This is a genomic window from Pseudomonas fluorescens (assembly GCF_005938625.1).
Classification (GTDB): domain Bacteria; phylum Pseudomonadota; class Gammaproteobacteria; order Pseudomonadales; family Pseudomonadaceae; genus Aquipseudomonas; species Aquipseudomonas fluorescens_BD.
The window spans coordinates 15,141-38,013 of record NZ_VCNJ01000056.1; the positions used below are offsets into that span (position 1 = coordinate 15,141).

Consider the following 22,873-nt stretch of genomic DNA (forward strand, 5'->3'; position numbering starts at 1 on the left):
CCGTCATTCGGCTATTGCACAGGCGTGCAGGGGCGCTGAACGCTGTCGCATGGCACGACAGATACGGGGAGCTGTCCTGTAAACGATGAATGCACAAGGGAATTTAAGCGCTCACACATCATGTAACAGGTGTCCGGACAGGACTATTTGGTCGGGATGTGGAATCAGCTCTTTAAATCTATATGAGAATTACTATAAATTACGCACCTCAAGTTGCCACTATCTTGCTACTGCGTATTCCGTGGCCGGTTCAGTGTGCTCAAGGACAGGAACTGCATCGATGCGGTCGGGAGTCATGTTGGAAAACTACTATCGCGAGCTGGTGTGTTTCCTGAACGCCAAGCTGGGCAACCGTCAGGTGGCCGAAGATGTGGTGCATGACGCTTATGTGCGGGTGCTGGAGCGTTCCAGCGACACGCCGATCGAGCAACCGCGAGCTTTCCTTTATCGCACCGCATTGAATCTGGTCATCGACGATCATCGGCGCAACGCCCTGCGCCAGGTCGAATCGCTTGATGTGCTGGACAGCGAAGAACGCTATTTCACCCCGTCGCCCCATGGCACTCTCGATCATGGTCAACGCCTGGAAATGCTCCAGCGCGCACTGGCCGAGTTGCCGCCGCGTTGCCGGGAAAGTTTTCTGCTGCGCAAGATCGAAGGCCTGTCCCACCCGGAAATTGCCGAGCACCTCGGAATTTCCAAGGCGTTGGTAGAAAAACACATCGTCAACGCCATGAAACATTGCCGCTTGCGGATCAAACAATGGGACGCACATTGATCCTTGCTGGTTAAATTTCTGTTCATCGTCCTCGTTCCTACTCAACAGACGACCTGCTGACCTGATTCAGGCCGGTCAGGCCACCCAGGCTTTATCCCCGCGTTGAGGGGTTCATCCAGAGGACACTGGAAATGACACAGGCAATTGCATCGCCCATCGTTCACGACCTGATCGGCGTCGGTTTCGGCCCTTCGAACCTGGCGCTGGCCATCGCTCTGCAAGAGCGTGGCCCGACCCACGGCGAGCTGGATGTGCTGTTCCTCGACAAGCAGGCCAACTACAGCTGGCACGGCAACACCCTGTCGACGCAAAGCGAGTTGCAGATTTCCTTCCTCAAGGATCTGGTGACCCTGCGCAATCCGACCAGCCCGTACTCCTTCGTCAATTACCTCAAGTATCACGGTCGTCTGGTCGACTTCATCAACCTCGGCACCTTTTACCCGTGCCGCATGGAGTACAACGACTACCTGCGCTGGGTCGCCGGACAGTTCACCGAGCAGAGCCGTTACGGCGAAGAAGTGCTGACCATCGAGCCGGTGCTGCACAACCATCAGGTTGAAGCACTGCGGGTGATTTCCCGTGGCAGCGATGGCCAGCAGCATGTGCGGACCACCCGTTCGGTGGTGGTCAGCGCCGGCGGCACGCCGCGCATTCCGGAGGCGTTCAAGGCGCTGAAGGGCGACACCCGCGTGTTCCACCATTCGCAGTATTTGTCGCAAATGGCCAAGCAGCCATGCGTGAACAATCAGCCGATGAGCATCGCGATCATCGGTGGCGGGCAGAGCGCGGCGGAAGCGTTCATTGACCTGAATGATTCGTTCCCGTCGGTACAGGTCGACATGATCCTGCGCGGTTCGGCCCTGAAACCTGCGGACGACAGCCCGTTTGTCAACGAAGTGTTCTCGCCGGAGTTCACCGACCTGGTGTTCCAGCAGAACAGCGCCGAGCGTGAGCGTCTGGTCAACGAGTACCACAACACCAACTATTCGGTAGTCGACATCGACCTGATCGAGCGCATCTACGGCATCTTCTATCGTCAAAAGGTGTCCGGGGTTGCCCGTCATGCGTTCCGTACGTTGACCACTGTCGAGAGCGCTACCGCGACCGAAAACGGAATTGAACTGGCCGTGCGCAACAACGCCACCGGCGAAGTCACCGTGCGCAATTACGACGCTGTTGTTTTGGCCACCGGTTACGAACGGCAGATGCACCGCAAACTGCTGGCACCGCTGGAAGAGTACCTGGGTGACTTCGAGGTTGATCGTAACTACAAATTGATCACCGACGAACGCTGCAAGGCCGGTATCTACATGCAGGGCTTCTGCCAGGCCAGCCATGGTCTGAGCGATACACTGCTGTCGGTGTTGCCGATTCGTGCGGACGAGATTGCCGGCTCGCTGTATGAGCATGGCAAGAACCGCGGGCATCGTTCGATGGCAGATCTGTTGTTAGCAACTGCCAGCTAACGCCGATTTCCAGGCCAGATCGTTCCCACGCTCTGCGTGGGAATGCAGCCCGGGACGCTCCGCGTCCCTATCGAAGGCCGAACGCGGAGCGTCCGTTGAGGCATTCCCACGCAGAGCGTGGGAACGATCATCCTGAACCCTTCCTGAACATCCCCCACATTCCCCGACACACTTCCTTTTGCCGGTTTACTCTCCAGACATCGGGGCGTAAGCTTCGCGCGTTTTCATCAATAGCGGAGACCCACAGTGGGTACTTGTTCGAGTGACAGTTGTCGGCCGGTCTCGGTAACCGGCAGATTCTCGGCAAGATAACGCGCAGACTTTCTCTGTCGTTGTCTCGCCGTAAAAGCGAGCAGCGGCATCCCGTGCATGGCCCGTCCGTGGTCATGTCTAGACGTCCTTCTCATCGACGCTGAACAGAGCGTGATTTCGACTGCACAGTCGTGATCGCAGCCCTATCGACACGCCTGTCTTTTCTGACCGGCGCGCCAAGCCTTGCCGTGCCGGTTTTTCCGGCGGACGAGGCGCGGCCGTACCTGCTTGACGGTTTCCCGGCTGACCATAGGGGCAACAGCCATGAAACTTACGCTCAAGGAATTCTTCGCAGGTTTTCTGCGGACCCGCCACATCGCCCGGCACTTCCGTCGCCTGGCGCTGCTGGAATCAATCAACGACACCACGGTCAGCCGTGAAGTCCCACCCACGCTGGCCAACACCCTGGTCGATGCCGCGCATTGCGACAGCGGCGTATTGCTGTCTTCACTCGGCACGCACTCCGATGGCCTGACCGATTTCGAAGTCGATGCGCTGCGTGCGCAATACGGCCTCAACGAGGTCGAACACGAGCAGCCGCTGCCCTGGTGGATTCACCTGTGGCACTGCTACAAAAACCCGTTCAACCTGCTGCTGACGTTGTTGGCGGTGATCTCGTGGCTGACCGAAGACCTCAAAGCCGCCGTGGTGATTTTCTCCATGGTGGTGCTGTCGACGCTGCTGCGTTTCTGGCAGGAAAGTAAATCCAACCAGGCCGCCGACGCGCTGAAAGCCATGGTCAGCAACACCGCCACGGTGATGCGCCGTGATGCGCCACGCAGCGAATTGCCGATCAAGCAACTGGTGCCGGGCGATCTGATCGTGCTCTCGGCCGGCGACATGATTCCCGCCGATTGCCGGGTACTCAGCGCCAAGGATCTGTTCGTCAGCCAAGCGGCGATGACCGGTGAATCTATGCCGGTAGAAAAGTTTCCACGTCAGGCTGATCGCGATACACGCAATCCGCTGGAGCTGGACAACATCCTGTTCATGGGCACCAACGTCGTCTCCGGCACAGCGGTGGCAGTGATTCTCACCACCGGCAACAGCACCTATTTCGGTGCGCTGGCCCAGCGTGTTGGCGCAACCGATCGCGCGGTGACGTCGTTCCAGCAGGGCGTGAACAAAGTCAGCTGGCTGTTGATCCGTTTCATGTTCGTCATGGCGCCGCTGGTGCTGTTCATCAACGGTTTCACCAAGGGCGACTGGACTGAAGCACTGCTGTTTGCACTGTCGATTGCCGTCGGCCTGACCCCGGAAATGCTGCCGATGATCGTCACCTCGACGCTGGCCAAAGGCGCGGTGTTTCTGTCGCGCAAAAAAGTCATCGTTAAACGTCTTGATGCGATCCAGAATTTCGGCGCCATGGACGTGCTGTGCACCGACAAGACCGGCACGTTGACCCAGGACAAGATCTTCCTCGCGCGCAATGTCGATGTCTGGGGCGCAGATTCCGATGACGTGCTGGAAATGGCTTACCTCAACAGCTACTACCAGACCGGGCTGAAAAACCTGCTGGATGTCGCGGTGCTGGAACACGTGGAAATCCACCGTGAACTGAAAGTCGGCACGGCGTTTCGCAAGGTCGATGAGATCCCGTTCGACTTCAACCGTCGGCGCATGTCGGTGGTGGTCGAAGGGCGTGGCCAGCCACATCAGTTGATCTGCAAAGGTGCGGTCGAAGAAGTGTTGGCAGTGTGCAGCCGCGTGCGTCACGGTGAGGTCGATGAAGCCTTGAGCGATGAATTGCTGACCCGGATTCGTCAGGTCACCGCAGCATTCAACGCTGAAGGCTTGCGCGTGGTGGCCGTGGCCGCTCGCTCGATGCCCGAAGGTCGCGAAATTTACAGCCTGGCCGATGAACAGGAACTGACGCTGATTGGTTACGTGGCGTTCCTCGATCCACCGAAAGAAAGCACTGCGCCCGCGCTGAAAGCCTTGGCCGAACACGGTGTGGCAGTGAAGGTGCTGACCGGCGACAACGAACTGGTGACCGCGAAGATCTGCCGTGAAGTCGGCCTCGCGCAACAAGGTTTGCTGCTGGGCAACGACGTCGAGCGCATGAGCGATGCCGAACTGGCGGTGGCCGTAGAGACCACCAATGTCTTCGCCAAACTGACGCCGTCGCACAAGGAGCGCATCGTGCGCATTCTTAAGGGCAACGGTCACGTGGTCGGTTTCATGGGTGACGGCATCAACGACGCACCCGCGCTGCGCACCGCCGACATCGGTATTTCCGTGGACAGTGCGGTGGACATCGCCAAGGAAGCGGCCGACATCATCCTCCTGGAAAAGAGCCTGATGGTGCTGGAGGAGGGCGTGCTCGAAGGGCGGCGCACCTTCGCCAACATGCTCAAGTACATCAAGATGACCGCCAGCTCCAACTTCGGCAACGTGTTCTCGGTGCTGGTGGCGAGCGCGTTCATTCCGTTCCTGCCGATGCTGCCCATGCATCTGCTGGTGCAGAACCTGCTCTACGACATTTCGCAGATTGCGATTCCATTCGATAACGTCGATGAGGAAATGCTGAAAAAACCACAACGCTGGCAGCCGGGTGACGTCGGGCGCTTCATGCTGTTCTTTGGCCCGATCAGTTCGATCTTCGACATCACCACGTTCGCCTTGATGTGGTACGTATTCGATGCCAACACCCCGGATCACCAGACGCTGTTTCAGTCCGGCTGGTTCGTGGTCGGGTTGCTGACCCAGACGCTGATCGTGCACATGATCCGCACGCCGAAAATTCCCTTCCTGCAAAGCCGCGCAGCCATGCCGCTGCTGGTGATGACCGGGATCATCATGGCGGTCGGCATCTTCCTGCCAATGGGGCCGCTGGCGCACTACTTCAAATTGCAGGCGCTGCCGTCGCTGTATTTCGTGTTCCTGCCGGTGATTCTGCTGGCGTACATGGCGCTGACCCAGGCAGTCAAAGGTTTCTACATCCGCCGGTTCGGCTGGCAATAACCGCAGGATTGCTCTCCCCTGTAGGAGCTGCCGCAGGCTGCGATCTTTTGATCTTGTCTTTTAAAAACAAAATCAAAAGATCGCAGCCTGCGGCAGCTCCTGCAGGGGGATTTGTGTGTATTCAGGGAAATTACTATGCAAGCCATCAACAACCTCAAACTCGATTCACTGCTCGACACCCTCGTCAGCCTCAGCGCCGCGTTCATCCTCGGCGGTCTGATCGGCTTCGAGCGCCAGTACCGGCAACGCACTGCGGGCCTGCGCACCAACGTGCTGGTCGCCGTCGGTGCGGCGATTTTTGTCGACATGGCCAACCGTCTCGCGGGCGCAGAAGGTGCGGTACGCGTGGTCGCCTATGTGGTCTCCGGCATCGGTTTTCTCGGCGCCGGGGTGATCATGCGCGAAGAAGGCAATGTGCGCGGTCTCAACACCGCCGCGACCCTGTGGACGTCTGCAGCGGTCGGCGCCTGTGCCGGCGCCGATCTGCTCGCCGAAGCGGTACTTGGTACGCTGTTCATTCTCGCCGCCAATACCTTGCTGCGGCCGATCGTCAACAACATCAACCGCCAGCCACTGGACGTGGTCTCTGCGGAAGTCACCAACATCGTCTACGTCATCGCCCGGCGCTCACAGCAAACCGCCGTGTTTGCCTTGCTCGAAGCCGAGCTGGAGCGCAGCAACTACCCGGCCAGCGATGTCGATGTGCACGCTTTCGGCGCCGATGAAATCGAAATCGAAGCGACGCTGGCCACAACCTCGGTCGATGGTGATGAACTCGACGCACTGGTGGCGCGGATTTCCACATCAGCGCTGGTAGTGCAGGCGTTCTGGAGTCCTAGCACTACTGAATAAAAGTACTACTGAATAAACCGCGCTTCATCTTCCAGGGGTTCAGACGGTTATTAAAGCGTCGAGTGATGGTCAGGCTCGGTGGGCCTGCGATCAATAACAGTGTTTTTCGGAATATTCCTACAGAACCCACCATGGAGCTTGCGTAGTCTTGCCGCACCCAGAAGCCGTGACCCCGGGAGACTGACCATGATCAATAAAGCCCTGCGCATCCTGATCGCCGACACGCAGCATTTCCACCGAATGAAAATCGAGCGCCTGTTCAACAGCCTCGATTACTACCGCGTGGCTCCGGCACAGAGCCTCACCGAATTGCTGACGCTGGTGGACTACGGTTGCGAGCCGTTCGATGCGGTGGTCATCAATGCCGAACTGGCCGCAGGCTCGCTGGATCTGCTGGGTTTTTTCCTGGATAACCCGCAGGTTCGTCAGGCGCTGGTCTACAACGAATCCACGGCGCCGTTACAACAGGCCTCGGGTTTCGCCCAGGAAAATGTGCAAGTCAGCCATTTGACACTGCCCTCAAAACAATCGATCAGTCAGTTGATGGCGTTGGTCGATACACCCGCGAGGCGGCAACTTTTGTCAGCCTGCCTGCCACACTCAACGGTAAAATTCGCTGCTCATGCATAAAAAAACACTGGCTGCAACTGTCAGGTCTGACAGGTGATTTGCCCGCCGTTCCATGTAACAGTCCCTGCGCAGCCACTGAGTCTGGAACAGCCCCCATCGGTGGCCTGTTCGTCAGACTTTGCACCGGGAGTGGCCATGAAGTCAGCGCTGATCGTCGACGATCATCCAGTGGTGCGCGCCGCCATCCGGATCGTGTTGCAAGCCTTGGGATTCAAGCAGATCCACGAGGCGTCCCAAGGCAACGAGGTGGTGTCGCTCATTCGGGAACACCAGCCTCGATTGGTGATACTCGATCTCAATTTACCGGCACTCGGCGGGCTGGAGGCTCTTGCCCGGATCAAGGCCAATGGTTTTGCTTGCCGCGTGCTGGTGTTCAGTACACACGAACCGATGTTCTATCAAGATCGCTGCGTGCGTGCCGGGGCCATGGCTTACGTAACCAAAACCAATCAACTGGAGCAACTGCGCAACGCCATTCGGGCGGTGATGTCGGGCCATACCTATTTTTCCTCGCTCCCGGAAAGTTTCAGCACGCTGAATGCCGTGCAAACCACCGAAAAACAGATGATCGATCAGCTTTCCGACCGTGAGTTGAGCATTTTCCAGCAATTGGGGCAGGGCAATTCCAACAAGGCGATTGCAGCGGACATGCACCTGAGCCACAAAACCGTCAGCACCTATAAAACCCGGCTGATGAAAAAACTCGGGGTCGGTTCAGCGGTGCACTTGCGCGATTTCGCCAAGCGCAATCATGTGATCTGAGCGACCGCACATGAAGCAGGGATGGCAGGTTTTCTGGCTGTGGCTGTGGCTGTGGCTGAGTCTGATCGCCACCTGCTGGGCGAGTGACGCACCGCAGGTGCTGCAGGTGCTGACCCGCAGCGGGCCGGAAAACGCCCGGTTGCGCCTGGACGAACAGGACCGGCAATGGCTGCGTCAGCACCCGGTGTTGCGCATGGGCGTTTCCGGTCCGGATTACCCACCGTTCGAGATCACTCGCAATCAGCATGAACTTGAAGGGCTCACCGCGGATTACGCCGATCTGCTGGCGCAGTTGCTCGGCGTGCGCATCGAAGTGCAGCGTTTTGCCAACCGCGATGCGGTGATGGCGGCACTCAAGCACGGCGATCTCGATCTGCTGGGGACCTCCAACAGTTTTGAAGCCGCCGACCCGGACTTTATCCTGTCCCGTGCCTACGCCGAAGACCAACCGATGCTGGTGACTCGACTCGAAGAGCCGTTGCCGACCGATCTGGCGGGCAAGCGCCTGGCCATGGTCGAGGACTATCTGCCACTGGCGAGCGTACAAGCGTTCTATCCCCAGGCCAGCGTGCGGCGTTATCCCTCGGCAATGGATGCGCTCGGGGCAGTAGCGTTCGGCGCGGATGATGTGTATCTGGGCGACTTCATCAGTGCCAACTACTTGATCAACACCAATTATCGTAACGATCTGCAAATGTCCGGCCCGGCGGGGCTGGATGCCAACGCGTTCGCGTTCGCCCTGCTGCGCAGCGATGTGCGCCTCAAACGCATCGTCGACCAGGCGTTGGCGGCCATTCCCATGGAGCGTCGCCAACGGATCGAACAGCGCTGGAGCGCTGGCCTTGCCGAGATGGCTGAGCAGTCGCGGGTGCAGCTCAGTGCCAGTGAGCAGGCGTGGCTTGACCAGCATCCCGTGGTCCGCGTAGGTGCCATCGAAGATTTCGCACCGCTGACGTTTTTCGATGCCGATGGCCGTTTCAGTGGGTTGACGGCGCAATTGCTGAGTTTGATCAGCCAGCGCAGCGGGTTGAGCTTCGAGATTGTGCGCGGGGCGTCGCTGGATCGTCAGATCGAACAGCTCAAGGCCGGGGAACTGGATGTGTTGCCAGTGGTGACGCCGAGTAGCGAGCGTGAAATCGAACTGCAATTTACCCGCGCCTATCTGAACAATCCATTTGTGCTGGTCAGTGCAATCACCACGCAGGGGCCGCTCCACCTTGATGACCTGGCCGGTAAACGGCTGGCGATTTATCGCGGCCACCCGTTGCGCGGATATCTATTGGAACGGGTGCCGGGCATCCGTCTGATCGAAGTCAAAAGCCCCGCCGAAGGCATGGCGTTGATTACCAAAGGCCAAGTCGACGCCACGGTGAGTTCGTTGCTGGTGGCGCGCTTTCTGATCGCACGTCACTACCGCGAGCGCCTGCGCGTTACCGGCACTATCGGCGATCAACCGGCGCGCATTGCGTTGGCGACGGCCCCGCAGATGCCGGCCCTGCACTCGATCCTGAACAAGGCGCTGTTGAGCATTGCCCCGCAACAGATGGACGAACTGGTTGAGCGCTGGAGCCACGATGTGGTGGTGGAAGGCAGTTATTGGTTACAGCATCGTCGCGAAATTCTCCTCGGTTTTGCCGGCGCGGCGGTGTTGCTGGCACTTGCACTGGCCTGGATCGTTTTTCAGCGCCAACAGATTCGCCGGCGCCAGCAATGGTTGCAGCAATTGCAGGAAGCCAAGGACGCAGCAGACGATGCCAATCGGGCGAAAACCACGTTTCTGGCGACCATGAGCCACGAAATCCGCACACCGATGAATGCCTTGATCGGTATGCTCGAACTGGCCCTCAAGCGCGCAGAAGAGGGCGTGACCGATCGTTTGGCCATTCAGGTAGCGTCCAATGCCGGGCAACAATTGCTGGCGCTGATCGGCGACATTCTCGACATCGCGCGGATCGAGACCGGGCATTTGTCCCTCGCGCCCGAACGCGCCAACCTGCGCGAACTGGTGGTGTCAGTGTGTCGGGTGTTTGAAGGGCTGGCGCGGCAGAAGCGCTTGCTGTGGCACATCGAACTGGATCCCCGCAGCGATGTTGACGTGCTGATTGATCCGACGCGCTTCAAACAGGTGCTGTCGAATCTGCTGAGCAATGCGATCAAGTTCACCGAGGAGGGCGAGGTCAGTCTGCGGCTTGTGGTGACCGCAATGGCCGCCGAACACCTGGCGGTGAAAGTACTGATTGAAGACAGTGGGGTGGGGATCAGCGACGACGATCGGCGACGGCTGTTCAGCCCGTTCGTGCAGGCGGGCGCTGATTCGCAAGCGGCCCGCAGCGGCTCCGGACTGGGTCTGGTGATCAGTCGCAGCCTCTGCGAAATGATGGGCGGCACGCTGCGACTCGACAGTACTCCGGGTGAAGGAACGCAGGTCGAAGTCAGCCTCGAACTGCCGCTGCTGGATGCCCTCGCTCCGCCCCCGGCGCCCTCCGACACACTGACCGCCGCTACGTGTTCACTGAGTGTTCTGGTGGTGGATGATCACCCGGTGAACCGTTTGCTGTTGTGCTGGCAGTTGAGTGAACTCGGCCATCGTACGGTCGACACCGAGAACGGAGATGAAGGCCTGGAGCGCTGGCGCACGCAAGCGTTCGATGTGGTGATCACCGATTGCAATATGCCGAGGCGCAACGGTTATCAGCTGGCGCAGGCCATTCGTGAAGAAGAAGCGATTGCCGGGCGCAAGCCTTGCCTGATTCTTGGCTTTACCGCCAACGCGCAGGCCGAGGAAAGGACGCGGTGCCTGAAGGCCGGCATGGACGAGTGCCTGTTCAAACCGATCCGCTTGCACGATCTGGCGCAGGCATTGACGGCGGCCAGTCATTGCGACATCGCGGCGGCCTCCAGCGCGATGCCAGCATTGGCGGAGATCGATCTGAGCACCCTGGAGCAAATGGCCGGGAATGATCGTGGCTTGATCGAGCATTTACGCAAGGAGGTGCTGAACAGCTTGCACCTCGATCTGCAACGTCTGGATATGTTGCAGCAAAAGCAGGATCGCGCGGGGCTTCGCGAACTGGCTCATCACATCAAGGGTGGGGCGCAGATGGTCGGGGCCGCGCGGGTGGTGGCGGCGTGTATCGAGCTTGAACAGGCGTGTCGCGAAGCGCACGCGGCGCCGTTGGGCATGGCAAGCGATACGTTGCGCGAGGCCATGGCCGGCCTCGCGCAACGTCTGCAAAGCTGACGCGTGTCGGGTCAGTCCCAGTCAGGCGCGATGCCTTTCGGGCTGGTCAGGCGATGGTCGCGATCGAGTGTGGCAATCAGCGCCATGTCGGCATCGCTCAAGGTCAGCGCCGTGGCGGCAAGGTTGCTTTGCAGGTTGGCGCGTTTGGTCGACGACGGGATCACCGCGTAGCCCGACTGCATCGCCCAGGCGAGGGTGACTTGCGCCGGGGTGGCTTGCAGGCGTTCGGCGATCTGCTGGATCAGCGGATCTTTCAGCACTTCACCGTAGGCGAGAGTCATGTACGAAGTGATGTGGATGCCCTGGCGCTGGGCAAACTCGACGACTTTGCGGTTTTGCAGATACGGGTGCAGTTCGATCTGGTTGGTCGCGATGTTTTCTGCACCGACCGCAGCAATCGCCTGCTTCATCAAATCGATGGTGAAGTTGGACACACCGATCTGCCGGGTCAGGCCCAGGCGCTTCGCCTCCAGCAGGGCGCCCATGAATTCTTCGACCGGGACCTGGTTTTCCGGCGATGGCCAGTGAATCAGGGTCAGGTCAAGGTAGTCGGTCTGCAATTTCTGCAGGCTTTCCTTGAGGCTGCCGATCAAGCGATCTTTGGCGAAGTTGGCGACCCAGATCTTGCTGGTGATGAACAGCTCTTCACGCGGGATGCCGCTGGCTGCGATGGCTTGGCCGACATCGGCTTCGTTTTCGTAGATTTGCGCGGTGTCGATGACCCGGTAGCCGAGTTCGAGGGCAGTGCTCACTGAGTCAATGACGACCTGGCCTTGCAGGCGAAACGTGCCAAGGCCGAAAGCGGGAACAGACATGCAGGACTCCAAGGGTTGCAGTGGTAATGCGCAGGAGTATCCGCGTCTGCATCGTTGAGAAAAACCGCTGGTGGGGCAAAGCACTGTTGATCAGAAGTCATGAATCCACTCAGTGATTTTTGTTGCCTGGGCTGGCCCTATCGCGAGCAGGCTCACTCCTACATTGGAACGCGGTCTCCTGTAGGAGTGAGCCTGCTCGCGATGGCCGCGACTCGGTCTCAGGCTATATCGCTCTGCGCAAACTCCTCTCCGAGAAAATCAATCAGCGTGCGCACCGACGGCAACAACCCGCGTCGCGACGGAAAGATCGCATGCACCACTCCGCACTTCGGCGCCCAGCCCGGAATCAATTCCACGACGCGTCCGGCGGCAATGTCCTCACGCACCACCACACTCGGCAAATGCGCCACGCCAACGCCGGCAATCACCGCCTGACGCAAGGCAATCAAGTCATCGGTGACCATGCGCGGCGTATGCCGAATCAGCGCCGTGTTGTCATTCGGCCCGAGCAGTTCCCACTGATATTCGCGCTGCGCCGCCCCCCAATGCAGACTCGGCAAGCCATTGAGGTCAGCGGGCGAGGGCGGTGACGACAGACGTTCGACAAATACCGGGCTGCCGACCACTGATTGCATGCTGTTGCCGAGCACCTTCATGACCATGTCGGTGTTTTCCAGCGGCGGAAAACGCACTCGCAGCGCGATGTCGAAACCCTCGTGAATCAGGTCGACGCGGCGATTGGTGCTCTCGATAAACAACTCCACCAACGGATATTTGAGCATGTAGCGGGTGAGCATCGGCCCGACCCAAGAGTTGAGCAGCGCCGTCGGGCAACTCAGGCGAACCAGGCCTTGCGGTTCCGAGCGGTTGCGCTCGATCAGCTCGGCGGCGCTTTCGGCTTCGACGCGCATGGCCAGGCAGCGCTGGTAATAGGCCTGACCGATTTCGGTCAGCGAGCAATGGCGGCTGGTGCGGTGCAGCAAGCGCACACCGAGGCGTTCTTCCAGTTCGGAAATACGTCGGCTGAGCTTCGATTTCGGCATGTCCAGTGCGCGCCCGGCGGCAGCGAAACCATGATGTTCGACCACTTGAGTGAAGTAGTAGAGGGTGTTGAGGTCTTCCACCATCGTTCTCCATATAGAACGCTAAGGCTGATTTTTGCAGTCTAGTGCATTAATGGTCATGGATTTAAGCTTAATCCATCGCATCACTCACCCCAATTGGAGACAACCATGAAAAACATCATCGGTATCTACACCAGCCCGCGCGGCCATTGGGTCGGCGATGGTTTCCCGGTGCGCACGCTGTTTTCCTACGACAACCTGGGCAAACACATCAGCCCGTTCCTGCTGCTCGATCATGCCGGTCCCGCCGAATTCACCCCAACCACCGAACAGCGTGGCGTTGGTCAGCATCCGCACCGCGGGTTCGAAACCGTGACTATCGTTTATGAAGGCGAGGTTCAGCACCGCGACTCGACCGGTAGCGGCGGCGTGATCGGCCCGGGCGATGTGCAATGGATGACGGCCGCGTCCGGGATTCTCCACGAGGAGTTTCACTCGGAAAACTTCGCCAAAACCGGCGGCAAACTGGAAATGGTCCAGTTGTGGGTCAACCTGCCGGCCAAGGACAAAATGGCCGCGCCGGGCTACCAGACCATTCTCGACCGCGATATCCCGAGCATCGCGCTCAAGGACAATGCCGGCAACCTGCGTCTGATCGCCGGTGAGTTCGATGGCCATACCGGCCCGTCGCGCACTTTCACACCGATCGACGTGTGGGACTTGCGCCTGAACGCCGGCAAGTTGCTGACGCTGGATCTGCACGAAGGCCGCAACACCGCACTGGTGGTGTTGAAAGGCTCGGTGCAGGTCAACGGTCTGGAGTCGGTGCGCGAAGGGCAGTTGGCGCTGTTCGAACGTGACGGCCATCAGATGACGCTCGAAGCCAGCCAGGACGCGGTGGTGTTGCTGCTCAGCGGCGAGCCGATCGACGAACCTATCGTCGGTCACGGCCCGTTCGTGATGAACACCGAGCAGGAAATCCACCAGGCCTTCGCCGACTTCCAGTCCGGCCGTTTCGGCCAGATGCACGCTTAACGCACCACCACTCCGCTCTACATAGGACGCGTAGGCCGGTTCGCAGGCCAGGGATGGCTGTTGCCTATAGAAAAGAGGAAACGCACATGAACACTGTCAATGCAGCGAACTTCGACGGCCAGAAACCGACCATCGATGCCAGCGACGCAGCGATGCTGCTGATCGACCACCAGAGCGGTCTGTTCCAGATCGTCAAGGACATGGACGTGCCGCAACTGCGCGCCAATGCCATCGCACTGGCCAAAGCCGCGACCCTGTTGAAGATGCCGGTGATCACCACCGCCTCCGTGCCGCAAGGGCCGAACGGGCCGTTGATCCCGGAGATTCACGAAGCAGCGCCGCATGCGCAATACGTGGCGCGCAAAGGCGAAATCAATGCCTGGGACAATCCGGAATTTCACGCAGCGGTCAAAGCTACCGGCAAGAAGACCTTGGTGATCGCCGGAACCCTGACCAGCGTCTGCCTGGCGTTCCCGTCCATCGCCGCCGTGCACGAAGGCTACAAGGTATTTGCCGTGGTCGATGCGTCCGGTAATCACTCGAAACTGGCCACTGATCTGACAGTTGCCCGTTTGGCTCAGGCCGGGGTGGTGCCGATCGACATCATGGCTACGCTTTCCGAGCTGCAAGGCTCGTGGAACCGTCCCGATGCCGAGCAGTGGGCGGCCGTTTACGCCCAGGCCATGCCGCATTATCAATTGCTGATCGAAAGCTACCTCAAGGCCCAGCAAGTCGCGAACGAACACGAAGTGCTGGATTCCCAGCGCTGATCGAGTCACCTGAGGCCGACCCCGTCGGCCTCTACCACCCGCGAGGATTACTGCTATGACCACTCAATACAAACGTCTGGACAAGAACAACGCTGCGGTGTTGCTGGTCGACCATCAGGCCGGGCTGCTGTCGCTGGTGCGCGACATTGAGCCGGACAAATTCAAGAACAACGTGTTGGCGCTGGCCGATCTGGCCAAGTACTTCAAACTGCCGACAATTCTCACCACCAGTTTCGAAACCGGCCCCAATGGCCCGCTGGTGCCTGAGCTGAAAGCACTGTTTCCGGATGCGCCGTACATCGCCCGCCCTGGCCAGATCAACGCCTGGGACAACGAAGATTTCGTCAAGGCGATCAAGGCGACTGGCAAGAAGCAGTTGATCATTGCTGGTGTGGTGACGGAAGTTTGCGTGGCGTTCCCGGCACTGTCGGCGCTGGAAGAGGGCTTCGACGTGTTCGTGGTGACCGATGCCTCAGGCACGTTCAACGAGCTGACTCGCGAATCGGCGTGGAACCGCATGTCCACTGCCGGCGCGCAATTGATGACCTGGTTCGGTCTGGCCTGCGAGCTGCATCGCGACTGGCGCAACGACATTGAAGGGCTGGGCACGCTGTTCTCCAACCACATCCCGGACTACCGCAACCTGTTCACCAGCTACAACAGCCTGACCAACGGTAAGTAATCTGTCACCCCGTAAACCTGTGCAGGAGCTGCCGCAGGCTGCGATCTTTTGATGTTGTTTTTTAAAGATCAAAAGATCGCAGCCTGCGGCAGCTCCTACAGGGGTTTTGCGGTGTTTTTGCGCGGGCGTTCATCCTCTGAAATCAATTGCTCCTACACTTGCTCAATCTGTGCGATCTTCTCGCGATTGGCCTTCGTCGGAGTTGTTTGATGCTGTCTCTGCTCACCGAACATCCGTTGTTTTGCGCGCTGATCCTGATCCTCCTCGATCTTGGGTTATGGCGCTTGATCAGCTCCCATGGGAGTGAGTGGAAACTGCTGGTGCGGGTGCTGATTTTCACCTTGTTCAGCGTGCTGCTGTTCAACGAAGGCCTCAACCCGATGGAACCGGCGCCATGGGCCGACAACGTGCCGCTGCACCTGGCGGCGACCGGGTTGCAGATTGGCTGGTGGCTGTTCGGCGCGCGGACTCTGACGGTGTTGATCGGTGCGGTGATGATGCAGCGGGTCGGCCACACCGGGCGGCTGTTGCAGGATCTGCTCGGCGCGGTGATTTTCCTTATTGCGATCATTGCCGCGCTGGCTTACGTGCTGGATCTGCCGGTCAAAGGCGTGCTGGCGACGTCTGGCGCGTTGGCGATCATCGTCGGTCTGGCCTTGCAGAGCACGCTCAGCGACGTGTTCTCCGGGATCGTCCTCAACACCACCAAGCCGTATCAACTGGATGACTGGATCTCCATCGACGGCACCGAAGGGCGGGTCACCGACATCGACTGGCGCGCCACGCGCCTGCAGACCAGTCAGGGCAGCATGGCGGTGATTCCCAACTCGCTGGCGGCCAAGGCCAAGATCATCAACTTCAGTCGACCGAGCAATATGTTCGGCGTCGCGGTCAGCGTGCAGGTCAGCCCGCACGCGCGGCCCAACTCAGTGATCGATGCGCTGGAGCGGGCGATGCAGGGCTGTCGTCAGTTGCTCGATACACCAGCGCCAAGCGTGGCGCTGAAAAGCTCCGGCAGCAGCGGCGCGGAATATGAGATCAGCGGTTTCGTCGCCTCGATGGGCGAGAAGCGCGTGGTGCGCAATCAATTGTTCGATCTGGCCTATCGGCACTTGCAGGCGTCCGGGGTCAATCTGCTGTCGAGCGATGAAAGTGCTGCGCCGACCAACCTGTCGCGGCCACGGGCGTTGCTCGACAGTTCGCCAATATTTTCGACCCTGCGTCAGGAAGAAAAAGACACCTTCAGCCAGAACATGACCCTGCAAACCTTCCGTGCCGGCGAGACGATCCTTGAGGCGGGGGAGGTCAGCGATCACTTGTTCATTATCGAGTCGGGCGTGGTTACCGTGACCCTGACTCGCCATGGCTCGCCGTTCGAGTCCGGGCGCATGGGCCCCGGCGAAGTGATCGGCGAGGCCGGCATACTTTCCGATTCTTCTGTGCCGGCCAGGTTTGCCGCGAAAACCTTCTGCGCCCTGTACCGCATCGAGAAGACTTACCTGAAGCCGTGTCTGGACGCTCGCCACGATATCAGCGATGCCATGAAAACCTTGCTCGATTACCGCTTGCACAAGGCGCAATCGCTGACCGAGGAAGCGCCGGTGGTGGTGGCGAAAAAAGGCTTCCTGCAATGGCTGCGCAGTCGCGCTTGAAGTTATGCGTAGGCGGCGAGTTTCTGTTCCAGGTGCAAGCGCACCTGCGGCCACTCGTCGTCGATGATGCTGAAACGCACCGAGTTGCGCTTGCGCCCGTCCGGCATGATCCGCTCATGGCGGACGATGCCTTCCTGTTGCGCGCCAAGGCGCAGAATCGCGTTACGCGACTTCTGGTTGTTCTCGTCGGTGGTGAACTGCACGCGCACGCAATCGAGCACGTCGAAGGCGTGGCGCAGCATGAGGTACTTGGCTTCGGTATTGACGAAGGATTTCTGCCAGCTCGCCGAGATCCAGCTGCTGCCGATTTCCAGCTTGCGGTTGAGCGGGTCGATCTTCCAGAAGCGGGTTGAACCGATCACTTCCCCGGTGTCTTTCAAGACAATGACAAACGGCAGCACCGTGCCGGCGTCACGGCCATCGATGGCCTTTCTCAGATAGCTGTCGACTGTGCTTGCTGAGGGCACAACGGTGACGGTGAGGTTCCACAATTCGCCATCAGCGGCAGCGTGGAGCAGGGCAGCGGCATCTGAATACTGGAGCGGGCGCAAGAGGATGCGCTGACCTTGCAGCGTGGTTGGCATGGGATTCAGGTCTCGGCGGAGCGGGCGAATGGCGAGTGCCTATTACGCCGCAGTGGGTGGATCCGATGCAACCGTGACGATGTTCTCGAGGTCACAATTTTCACAGCCCATGGGCAGGAGCCTCAGCCGATGAAAAACCTGCGGATCGCCACCTACAACGTCAACGGCCTGCGCGCGCGGTTGCCGAATTTGCTGGATTGGCTCAAACGCGAGCAACCGGACATCGCCTGCCTGCAAGAACTCAAATCGGTCGATTCGGCATTCCCCGCCGCCGAGCTGGAAGCCGCCGGTTACGGCGCGATCTGGCAAGGCCAGGCTTCGTGGAACGGCGTGGCGATTCTCGCCCGTGACGCGCAACCGCTGGAAAGTCGGCGTGGTCTGCCGGGCGATCCCGATGACAAGCACAGTCGCTACCTGGAAGCGGCGGTGCACGGGGTGCTGGTCGGATGCCTGTACCTGCCCAACGGTAACCCGCAACCAGGGCCGAAGTTCGATTACAAACTGGCGTGGTTCGAACGGTTGATCGGCTATGCGAAGGATCTGCAAAGCAGCGATCACCCGGTGGTGTTGGCCGGTGACTACAACGTTGTGCCCACCGACATGGACATCTACAACACCCGCTCGTGGCTCAAGGACGCGTTGCTGCAGCCGGAGAGCCGCGAGTGTTATCAGCGTTTGCTCGATCAGGGCTGGACCGATTCGCTGCGGTATCTGTATCCCGAGGATCGTCTCTACACCTTCTGGGATTACTTCCGCCAGCACTGGCAAACCAACTCCGGACTGCGCATAGATCATCTGCTGCTCAACCCGGCGCTGAGTCCGTATCTGCATGAGGCCGGGGTCGACGCCTGGGTGCGCAACGAGCCGCATGCCAGCGACCATGCGCCGACGTGGATTCGTATCGGCTCACGCAAGAAACGCTAGCGGGCGATTGGCGAAATCAATTGTCGAAAACACTGCCCGATCCCGTATACATGGCGAACATCAACGCAGTGAACTGCGGCCCCATGCATAAGGATCGAGCAATGAGTGAGCCACGCCTGAAGAATCTGAAGCTGTACCTGCAACGTCTCGGGTTTGATGCCCCGCCGGCGCCCACGCTGGAGAGCTTGCGATTGTTGCAACTGCGCCACACCGGCGTGTTTGCTTTCGAGAACCTGGCGACGATCACCGGGGCGCCGGTACTGATCGACTTGCCGTCCATTGAAGAGAAGGTTCTGCTCGGTGGTCGCGGTGGCTACTGCTATGAGCTGAACAATCTGTTTTTTGCGTTGTTGCTTGAACTGGGCTTCGACGCACGTGCTATCAGCGGGCGGGTGGTGATGAATCAGCCAGAAGGCAGCTGGACGGCGCGCACGCACCGCTTGAGCCTGGTGACCATCGACGATGTGCGCTACATCACCGATGTCGGCTTTGGTGGCATGGTGCCGACTGCGCCGCTGCTGCTCGACACCGAAGCGGAGCAAGCGACCCCTCATGAACCTTATCGCATTGAAAAACAGCCCGACGGCTACATGCTGCGTGCCAAGGTGGCGGGGGAATGGCGATCGATGTACCTGTTCGATCTGCAACGCCAGGAAGACATCGATTACACCATTGGCAACTGGTACGTCTCGACCCATCCTGAGTCACCGTTCAGTCAGCGCCTGATGGTCGCGCGCACCGGGGAGGGCTGGCGCAAGACGCTGAACAACGGCAGTTTCGCCATCCATCGCATGGGTGCCAGCAGTGAGCGGCGCGAGGTGGCGGAAGTCGGTGAGTTGATTGAATTACTGGCGCGCGAGTTTGCTCTGCATCTGCCGGATCTGCCCCACAATCGCCAGTCTTTGGCGCGGATAATCGCGCCGGTCTCCGTCTAGGGTTTGACGTCGGGCTCCAGCACTCGACGGATTTCCCCAACCGCTGCCGACAGCTTTTTCTCGAGGCTCTTGAGGTCAGCGGCGGTGATGCCCTTCTTGAATTGCCCGCTTGATTCGACAGGCTCCGGTTTTGCAACGGCATCCAGCAGCGTATGACGCAAGGTGTTATTGATCACCGTCTGATAACCGAACCCTTCGCTCTCCGCGGCCGTACGCGCCGCTTCGATGACGGCGTCATCAAGCATGATGGTGATGCGGGTTTTGCCCTTGTTTGAAGCCAATGCACCGCGTTTGCCCTGAGAAAAGTCATATTCGTCTTGCATCGATCAAGCCTCCAGAAAATAAGCGCTACGTTCGCTCGGTGTGGCGACACGTGCAGAAATGATTCGAACGACATTCGCATCCCGGTAACTGTAAGCAACGACCAACAAGCGCCCTTTGCCGTTGAGGCCAATAGTGATCCAGCGCTGTTCGTCATGGTCGTTGTCCTCGACCGTCAGTGCTCGTTCGTCGTGGAAGACCGGTTCAGTTTCGGCGAGGCTGACGCCTTTGTGCTTGAGTTTGTTGGCTGCGTTCTTGCTTTTGTCGTACTGAATAGTGAATGACTTAATTATGCATACTTTATATGTATAAAAAAGAGTGCGACCGCGCCGTCGGTCGCCATGAACACTTCAGCCTAGTGGGCGTTGGCGCAGACACAGAAGCGCATGTGTTGCCGGATTTGTGGGGGATGCAAGCGGCGGGATAGAAGCTTGGGTGGCTACCTATCCATTTTGTGACTGATAAGTTGTATACAACTCTATGGACATTTGTCACGAGTATTGAATACAGTGTGCGCATAACAAAAACCAGGGAACCCCCCACCATGAAAACGCCCCATGTTTCACACCAACGGCCCGAGGATGAAAATCTCGGGGTCGGCGCGAATATGGCTTACGGCCTGCAACATGTTCTGACCATGTACGGCGGTATCGTTGCGGTGCCACTGATCATCGGCCAGGCGGCCGGCCTGTCGCCGGCGGACATTGGTTTGCTGATTGCTGCTTCATTGTTTGCGGGGGGGCTGGCGACACTGCTGCAAACCCTGGGTCTGCCGTTTTTTGGCTGTCAGTTGCCGCTGGTTCAGGGCGTGTCGTTCTCCGGCGTGGCGACCATGGTCGCGATCGTCAGCAGCGGCGGGGAGGGCGGCTTCCAGTCGGTGCTCGGCGCGGTGATTGCCGCCTCTTTGATCGGGTTGCTGATCACACCGGTATTCTCCCGTATCACCAAGTTCTTTCCGCCGCTGGTCACCGGCATCGTGATCACCACCATCGGCCTGACGCTGATGCCGGTGGCCGCACGCTGGGCGATGGGCGGCAACAGCCACGCGCCGGACTTCGGCAGCATGCAGAACATTGGTCTGGCGGCGGTCACGCTGGTGCTGGTGTTGCTGCTGAGCAAGGTCGGCAGCTCGACCATCTCGCGTCTGTCGATTCTGTTGGCCATGGTGATCGGCACGGTGCTGGCGGTGTTCCTTGGCATGGCGGATTTCTCCAGCGTCACCACCGGGCCGATGTTCGGCTTCCCGACGCCGTTCCATTTCGGTATGCCGACCTTCCACTTCGCCGCGATCCTGTCGATGTGCATCGTGGTCATGGTGACGCTGGTAGAGACTTCGGCAGACATTCTGGCGGTCGGTGAAATCATCGGCACCAAGGTCGATTCCAAGCGCCTGGGCAATGGTCTGCGCGCGGACATGCTGTCGAGCATGTTTGCGCCGATTTTCGGTTCGTTCACCCAGAGTGCCTTCGCCCAGAACGTCGGGCTGGTGGCGGTCACCGGGATCAAGAGCCGTTACGTGGTGGCTACTGGCGGTATCTTCCTGGTGATCCTTGGCCTGCTGCCGTTCATGGGGCGGGTCATTGCTGCAGTGCCGACTTCGGTACTCGGCGGCGCCGGTATTGTGCTGTTCGGTACGGTGGCGGCGAGTGGTATCCGCACGCTGTCGAAGGTTGATTACCGCAACAACGTCAACCTGATCATTGTTGCCACCTCGATCGGTTTCGGCATGATCCCGATTGCCGCGCCGAACTTCTACGATCACTTCCCTAGCTGGTTCGCGACCATTTTCCACTCGGGCATCAGCTCGTCGGCGATCATGGCGATTCTGCTCAACCTGGCGTTCAACCACTTCACCGCCGGTAACTCGGATCAGCAATCGGTGTTTGCGGCGGCGGAAGAGCGGACCCTGCGCTATCGCGATCTGGCGGCGCTGCGTGAAGGCGATTACTTCAGCGACGGCAAATTGCACGACTGCGATGGCAAGGAAGTGCCAGTGATCGAGCCGGATGATCACGATCACGGACATGGCGCGCCGAAAGCGCAGGTGAAAAGCAGCGAGCATGTCTGACCGCTGTAGCTGAATAGAAAAGGGCCGATCTGTCAGCGCAGGTCGGCCCTTTTCGTTGGTAGATCAAAAGATCGCAGCCTGCGGCAGCTCCTACATGAGAACACCAATCCCTGTAGGAGCTGCCGAAGGCTGCGATCTTTTGATCTTTTCAAGCGCCCACAAAAAAGCCCCTGAACCTTGCGATTCAGGGGCTTTGCTATTTGGCTCCACAACCTGGACTCGAACCAGGGACCCAATGATTAACAGTCATTTGCTCTACCAACTGAGCTATTGCGGAATTGGTGCGTATGTTACTGATTCAAAAAGAGAAGTCAAGCGTGAGATGTAAAAAACTGCGATTCATCAGGATGGACGGTGGTTTGTCAGCGATTGGCGGTTACCAGAACCGTAGCAGAGGTCTACCATGGCCGCCCGGAAGTGGTCACACGCGCTACCGGCCATTCGCCGAAAAGGTACGCGCCATGAATCATTCAAACCGCAACAACGAGGTGCTCGCATGAGCATCGCGCAAATCAGCCTGCCTAAAGGGGTAGGCCCACACGCCGAAAAACTCTTCGACGCAATTACCCAGGCCAGCACCGCTGAAGAACTGAACCGTGCCGGCGGCAAGGCCGAAGGGTTTGTCCTCGGTCTGGAAAGTACCAAGGCAATCAAAAGCCAGATCGCCGAATCGCTGTACGTCGTCTATGACGATGCCGCGACTCAGCGCGCGACTGAATTGGCTTAACTGCCGAAGGTGATAGTGCCCAGCATCAGTTTGGCGTAGGCCGCAGTGGCCGCCAGTTGCACCAGCCACAGCACCAGGCCACCCAGGAACACCCCGGCGGCGACTTGCAGCACCAGGCTTTTTTCGCGTTTGGCCGATGTGCGAGGGATAAAATCATCCAGATCGTCACGGTCGGCGCGCAGGTTGTCGTTTTTCATTAGGGTTCTCGCAGAATTCTTGGGTTAACTCATCACTAATGTGGGAGCAGGCTCGCTCCCACAATTAAATCTGTGTGCAGTTTAGAGGGAATGT

At 59.1% G+C, this 22,873-nt stretch carries 21 protein-coding genes and 1 tRNA gene; 15 read left to right on the forward strand and 7 right to left on the reverse strand.

What is annotated here, in order from left to right; all coding sequences use genetic code 11:
• Positions 1–295 precede the first annotated feature (295 nt).
• The 7 genes from FGA82_RS26770 to FGA82_RS26800 all read left to right on the forward strand — a co-directional run bounded on the left by FGA82_RS26770 (position 296) and on the right by FGA82_RS26800 (position 11,005).
• Complete coding sequence (locus FGA82_RS26770; protein ID WP_042704912.1) at positions 296–778, forward strand: sigma-70 family RNA polymerase sigma factor; 483 nt, start codon at positions 296–298, stop codon at positions 776–778.
• Positions 779–909: 131 nt separating this feature from the next.
• Positions 910–2,244 (forward strand): lysine N(6)-hydroxylase/L-ornithine N(5)-oxygenase family protein, encoded by a 1,335-nt coding sequence (locus tag FGA82_RS26775; protein WP_141129424.1) that lies wholly within the window; start codon positions 910–912, stop codon positions 2,242–2,244.
• 576 nt (positions 2,245–2,820) lie between these two features.
• Positions 2,821–5,520 carry a magnesium-translocating P-type ATPase gene (mgtA, locus tag FGA82_RS26780; RefSeq protein WP_141129425.1) on the forward strand — a complete coding sequence of 900 codons (2,700 nt, stop codon included), beginning with the start codon at positions 2,821–2,823 and terminating at the stop codon, positions 5,518–5,520.
• 135 nt (positions 5,521–5,655) lie between these two features.
• A complete protein-coding gene (locus FGA82_RS26785; RefSeq protein WP_141129426.1) occupies positions 5,656–6,372 on the forward strand; it encodes an MgtC/SapB family protein in 717 nt (238 codons plus the stop codon).
• A gap of 186 nt (positions 6,373–6,558) precedes the next feature.
• Complete coding sequence (locus FGA82_RS26790) at positions 6,559–7,002, forward strand: chemotaxis protein CheY (protein ID WP_141129427.1); 444 nt, start codon at positions 6,559–6,561, stop codon at positions 7,000–7,002.
• Positions 7,003–7,137: 135 nt separating this feature from the next.
• The gene (locus tag FGA82_RS26795) at positions 7,138–7,764 is read left to right on the forward strand and encodes a response regulator transcription factor (RefSeq protein WP_141129428.1); all 627 of its coding nucleotides are present in this window, start codon (positions 7,138–7,140) and stop codon (positions 7,762–7,764) included.
• Between the two features lie 10 nt (positions 7,765–7,774).
• The gene (locus tag FGA82_RS26800) at positions 7,775–11,005 is read left to right on the forward strand and encodes a transporter substrate-binding domain-containing protein (protein ID WP_141129429.1); all 3,231 of its coding nucleotides are present in this window, start codon (positions 7,775–7,777) and stop codon (positions 11,003–11,005) included.
• Between the two features lie 11 nt (positions 11,006–11,016).
• Here FGA82_RS26800 and dkgB read toward each other — a convergent pair whose 3' ends face one another.
• Both dkgB and FGA82_RS26810 read right to left on the reverse strand, forming a co-directional pair.
• Complete coding sequence (gene dkgB / locus FGA82_RS26805) at positions 11,017–11,820, reverse strand: 2,5-didehydrogluconate reductase DkgB (RefSeq protein WP_141129430.1); 804 nt, start codon at positions 11,818–11,820, stop codon at positions 11,017–11,019.
• 218 nt (positions 11,821–12,038) lie between these two features.
• A complete protein-coding gene (locus FGA82_RS26810; protein ID WP_141129431.1) occupies positions 12,039–12,947 on the reverse strand; it encodes a LysR substrate-binding domain-containing protein in 909 nt (302 codons plus the stop codon).
• A gap of 105 nt (positions 12,948–13,052) precedes the next feature.
• Here FGA82_RS26810 and FGA82_RS26815 point away from each other — a divergent pair, with 105 nt between their 5' ends.
• From FGA82_RS26815 to FGA82_RS26830, 4 genes are all read left to right on the forward strand, one after another.
• Entirely contained in the window at positions 13,053–13,919 is an 867-nt protein-coding gene (locus FGA82_RS26815; protein ID WP_141129432.1) for a pirin family protein, read from the forward strand.
• Between the two features lie 86 nt (positions 13,920–14,005).
• Positions 14,006–14,689: an isochorismatase family protein gene (locus FGA82_RS26820; RefSeq protein WP_064116839.1), complete on the forward strand. Its 684-nt coding sequence runs from the start codon at positions 14,006–14,008 to the stop codon at positions 14,687–14,689.
• 55 nt (positions 14,690–14,744) lie between these two features.
• Complete coding sequence (ycaC, locus tag FGA82_RS26825; protein ID WP_108226668.1) at positions 14,745–15,371, forward strand: isochorismate family cysteine hydrolase YcaC; 627 nt, start codon at positions 14,745–14,747, stop codon at positions 15,369–15,371.
• A 209-nt stretch (positions 15,372–15,580) separates the two neighbouring features.
• The gene (locus FGA82_RS26830; RefSeq protein ID WP_141129433.1) at positions 15,581–17,023 is read left to right on the forward strand and encodes a mechanosensitive ion channel domain-containing protein; all 1,443 of its coding nucleotides are present in this window, start codon (positions 15,581–15,583) and stop codon (positions 17,021–17,023) included.
• 2 nt (positions 17,024–17,025) lie between these two features.
• Here FGA82_RS26830 and FGA82_RS26835 read toward each other — a convergent pair whose 3' ends face one another.
• Entirely contained in the window at positions 17,026–17,607 is a 582-nt protein-coding gene (locus FGA82_RS26835) for a GNAT family N-acetyltransferase (RefSeq protein WP_141129434.1), read from the reverse strand.
• Between the two features lie 129 nt (positions 17,608–17,736).
• Between FGA82_RS26835 and xth the strand changes: the two genes are divergently transcribed.
• Positions 17,737–18,531 carry an exodeoxyribonuclease III gene (gene xth, locus FGA82_RS26840; RefSeq protein WP_141129435.1) on the forward strand — a complete coding sequence of 265 codons (795 nt, stop codon included), beginning with the start codon at positions 17,737–17,739 and terminating at the stop codon, positions 18,529–18,531.
• Positions 18,532–18,632: 101 nt separating this feature from the next.
• Positions 18,633–19,466: an arylamine N-acetyltransferase family protein gene (locus tag FGA82_RS26845; RefSeq protein WP_141129436.1), complete on the forward strand. Its 834-nt coding sequence runs from the start codon at positions 18,633–18,635 to the stop codon at positions 19,464–19,466.
• Here the strand turns inward: FGA82_RS26845 and FGA82_RS26850 are convergent.
• Both FGA82_RS26850 and FGA82_RS26855 read right to left on the reverse strand, forming a co-directional pair.
• A complete protein-coding gene (locus FGA82_RS26850) occupies positions 19,463–19,789 on the reverse strand; it encodes a BrnA antitoxin family protein (RefSeq protein WP_141129437.1) in 327 nt (108 codons plus the stop codon). The genes FGA82_RS26845 and FGA82_RS26850 overlap by 4 nt on opposite strands.
• 3 nt (positions 19,790–19,792) lie before the next feature.
• A complete protein-coding gene (locus FGA82_RS26855; protein WP_116255282.1) occupies positions 19,793–20,077 on the reverse strand; it encodes a BrnT family toxin in 285 nt (94 codons plus the stop codon).
• 254 nt (positions 20,078–20,331) lie between these two features.
• Here FGA82_RS26855 and FGA82_RS26860 point away from each other — a divergent pair, with 254 nt between their 5' ends.
• Positions 20,332–21,855 carry a nucleobase:cation symporter-2 family protein gene (locus FGA82_RS26860; protein WP_103304845.1) on the forward strand — a complete coding sequence of 508 codons (1,524 nt, stop codon included), beginning with the start codon at positions 20,332–20,334 and terminating at the stop codon, positions 21,853–21,855.
• Between the two features lie 201 nt (positions 21,856–22,056).
• Here the strand turns inward: FGA82_RS26860 and FGA82_RS26865 are convergent.
• A tRNA-Asn gene (locus FGA82_RS26865) sits at positions 22,057–22,132 on the reverse strand.
• A gap of 219 nt (positions 22,133–22,351) precedes the next feature.
• Between FGA82_RS26865 and FGA82_RS26870 the strand changes: the two genes are divergently transcribed.
• Positions 22,352–22,582 (forward strand): hypothetical protein, encoded by a 231-nt coding sequence (locus tag FGA82_RS26870; RefSeq protein WP_034152784.1) that lies wholly within the window; start codon positions 22,352–22,354, stop codon positions 22,580–22,582.
• Here the strand turns inward: FGA82_RS26870 and FGA82_RS26875 are convergent.
• On the reverse strand, positions 22,579–22,779 hold the full coding sequence (locus FGA82_RS26875) for a hypothetical protein (RefSeq protein WP_141129438.1): 201 nt from the start codon (positions 22,777–22,779) through the stop codon (positions 22,579–22,581). The genes FGA82_RS26870 and FGA82_RS26875 overlap by 4 nt on opposite strands.
• Between the last annotated feature and the right edge of the window lie 94 nt (positions 22,780–22,873).

Coding starts and splice junctions, on each gene's coding strand:
- FGA82_RS26770 (WP_042704912.1), top strand. CDS start 296: ATGTTGGAAAACTACTATCGCGAGCTGGTGTGTTTCCTGAACGCCAAG.
- FGA82_RS26775 (WP_141129424.1), top strand. CDS start 910: ATGACACAGGCAATTGCATCGCCCATCGTTCACGACCTGATCGGCGTC.
- mgtA (WP_141129425.1), top strand. CDS start 2,821: ATGAAACTTACGCTCAAGGAATTCTTCGCAGGTTTTCTGCGGACCCGC.
- FGA82_RS26785 (WP_141129426.1), top strand. CDS start 5,656: ATGCAAGCCATCAACAACCTCAAACTCGATTCACTGCTCGACACCCTC.
- FGA82_RS26790 (WP_141129427.1), top strand. CDS start 6,559: ATGATCAATAAAGCCCTGCGCATCCTGATCGCCGACACGCAGCATTTC.
- FGA82_RS26795 (WP_141129428.1), top strand. CDS start 7,138: ATGAAGTCAGCGCTGATCGTCGACGATCATCCAGTGGTGCGCGCCGCC.
- FGA82_RS26800 (WP_141129429.1), top strand. CDS start 7,775: ATGAAGCAGGGATGGCAGGTTTTCTGGCTGTGGCTGTGGCTGTGGCTG.
- dkgB (WP_141129430.1), bottom strand. CDS start 11,820: ATGTCTGTTCCCGCTTTCGGCCTTGGCACGTTTCGCCTGCAAGGCCAG.
- FGA82_RS26810 (WP_141129431.1), bottom strand. CDS start 12,947: ATGGTGGAAGACCTCAACACCCTCTACTACTTCACTCAAGTGGTCGAA.
- FGA82_RS26815 (WP_141129432.1), top strand. CDS start 13,053: ATGAAAAACATCATCGGTATCTACACCAGCCCGCGCGGCCATTGGGTC.
- FGA82_RS26820 (WP_064116839.1), top strand. CDS start 14,006: ATGAACACTGTCAATGCAGCGAACTTCGACGGCCAGAAACCGACCATC.
- ycaC (WP_108226668.1), top strand. CDS start 14,745: ATGACCACTCAATACAAACGTCTGGACAAGAACAACGCTGCGGTGTTG.
- FGA82_RS26830 (WP_141129433.1), top strand. CDS start 15,581: ATGCTGTCTCTGCTCACCGAACATCCGTTGTTTTGCGCGCTGATCCTG.
- FGA82_RS26835 (WP_141129434.1), bottom strand. CDS start 17,607: ATGCCAACCACGCTGCAAGGTCAGCGCATCCTCTTGCGCCCGCTCCAG.
- xth (WP_141129435.1), top strand. CDS start 17,737: ATGAAAAACCTGCGGATCGCCACCTACAACGTCAACGGCCTGCGCGCG.
- FGA82_RS26845 (WP_141129436.1), top strand. CDS start 18,633: ATGAGTGAGCCACGCCTGAAGAATCTGAAGCTGTACCTGCAACGTCTC.
- FGA82_RS26850 (WP_141129437.1), bottom strand. CDS start 19,789: ATGCAAGACGAATATGACTTTTCTCAGGGCAAACGCGGTGCATTGGCT.
- FGA82_RS26860 (WP_103304845.1), top strand. CDS start 20,332: ATGAAAACGCCCCATGTTTCACACCAACGGCCCGAGGATGAAAATCTC.
- FGA82_RS26870 (WP_034152784.1), top strand. CDS start 22,352: ATGAGCATCGCGCAAATCAGCCTGCCTAAAGGGGTAGGCCCACACGCC.
- FGA82_RS26875 (WP_141129438.1), bottom strand. CDS start 22,779: ATGAAAAACGACAACCTGCGCGCCGACCGTGACGATCTGGATGATTTT.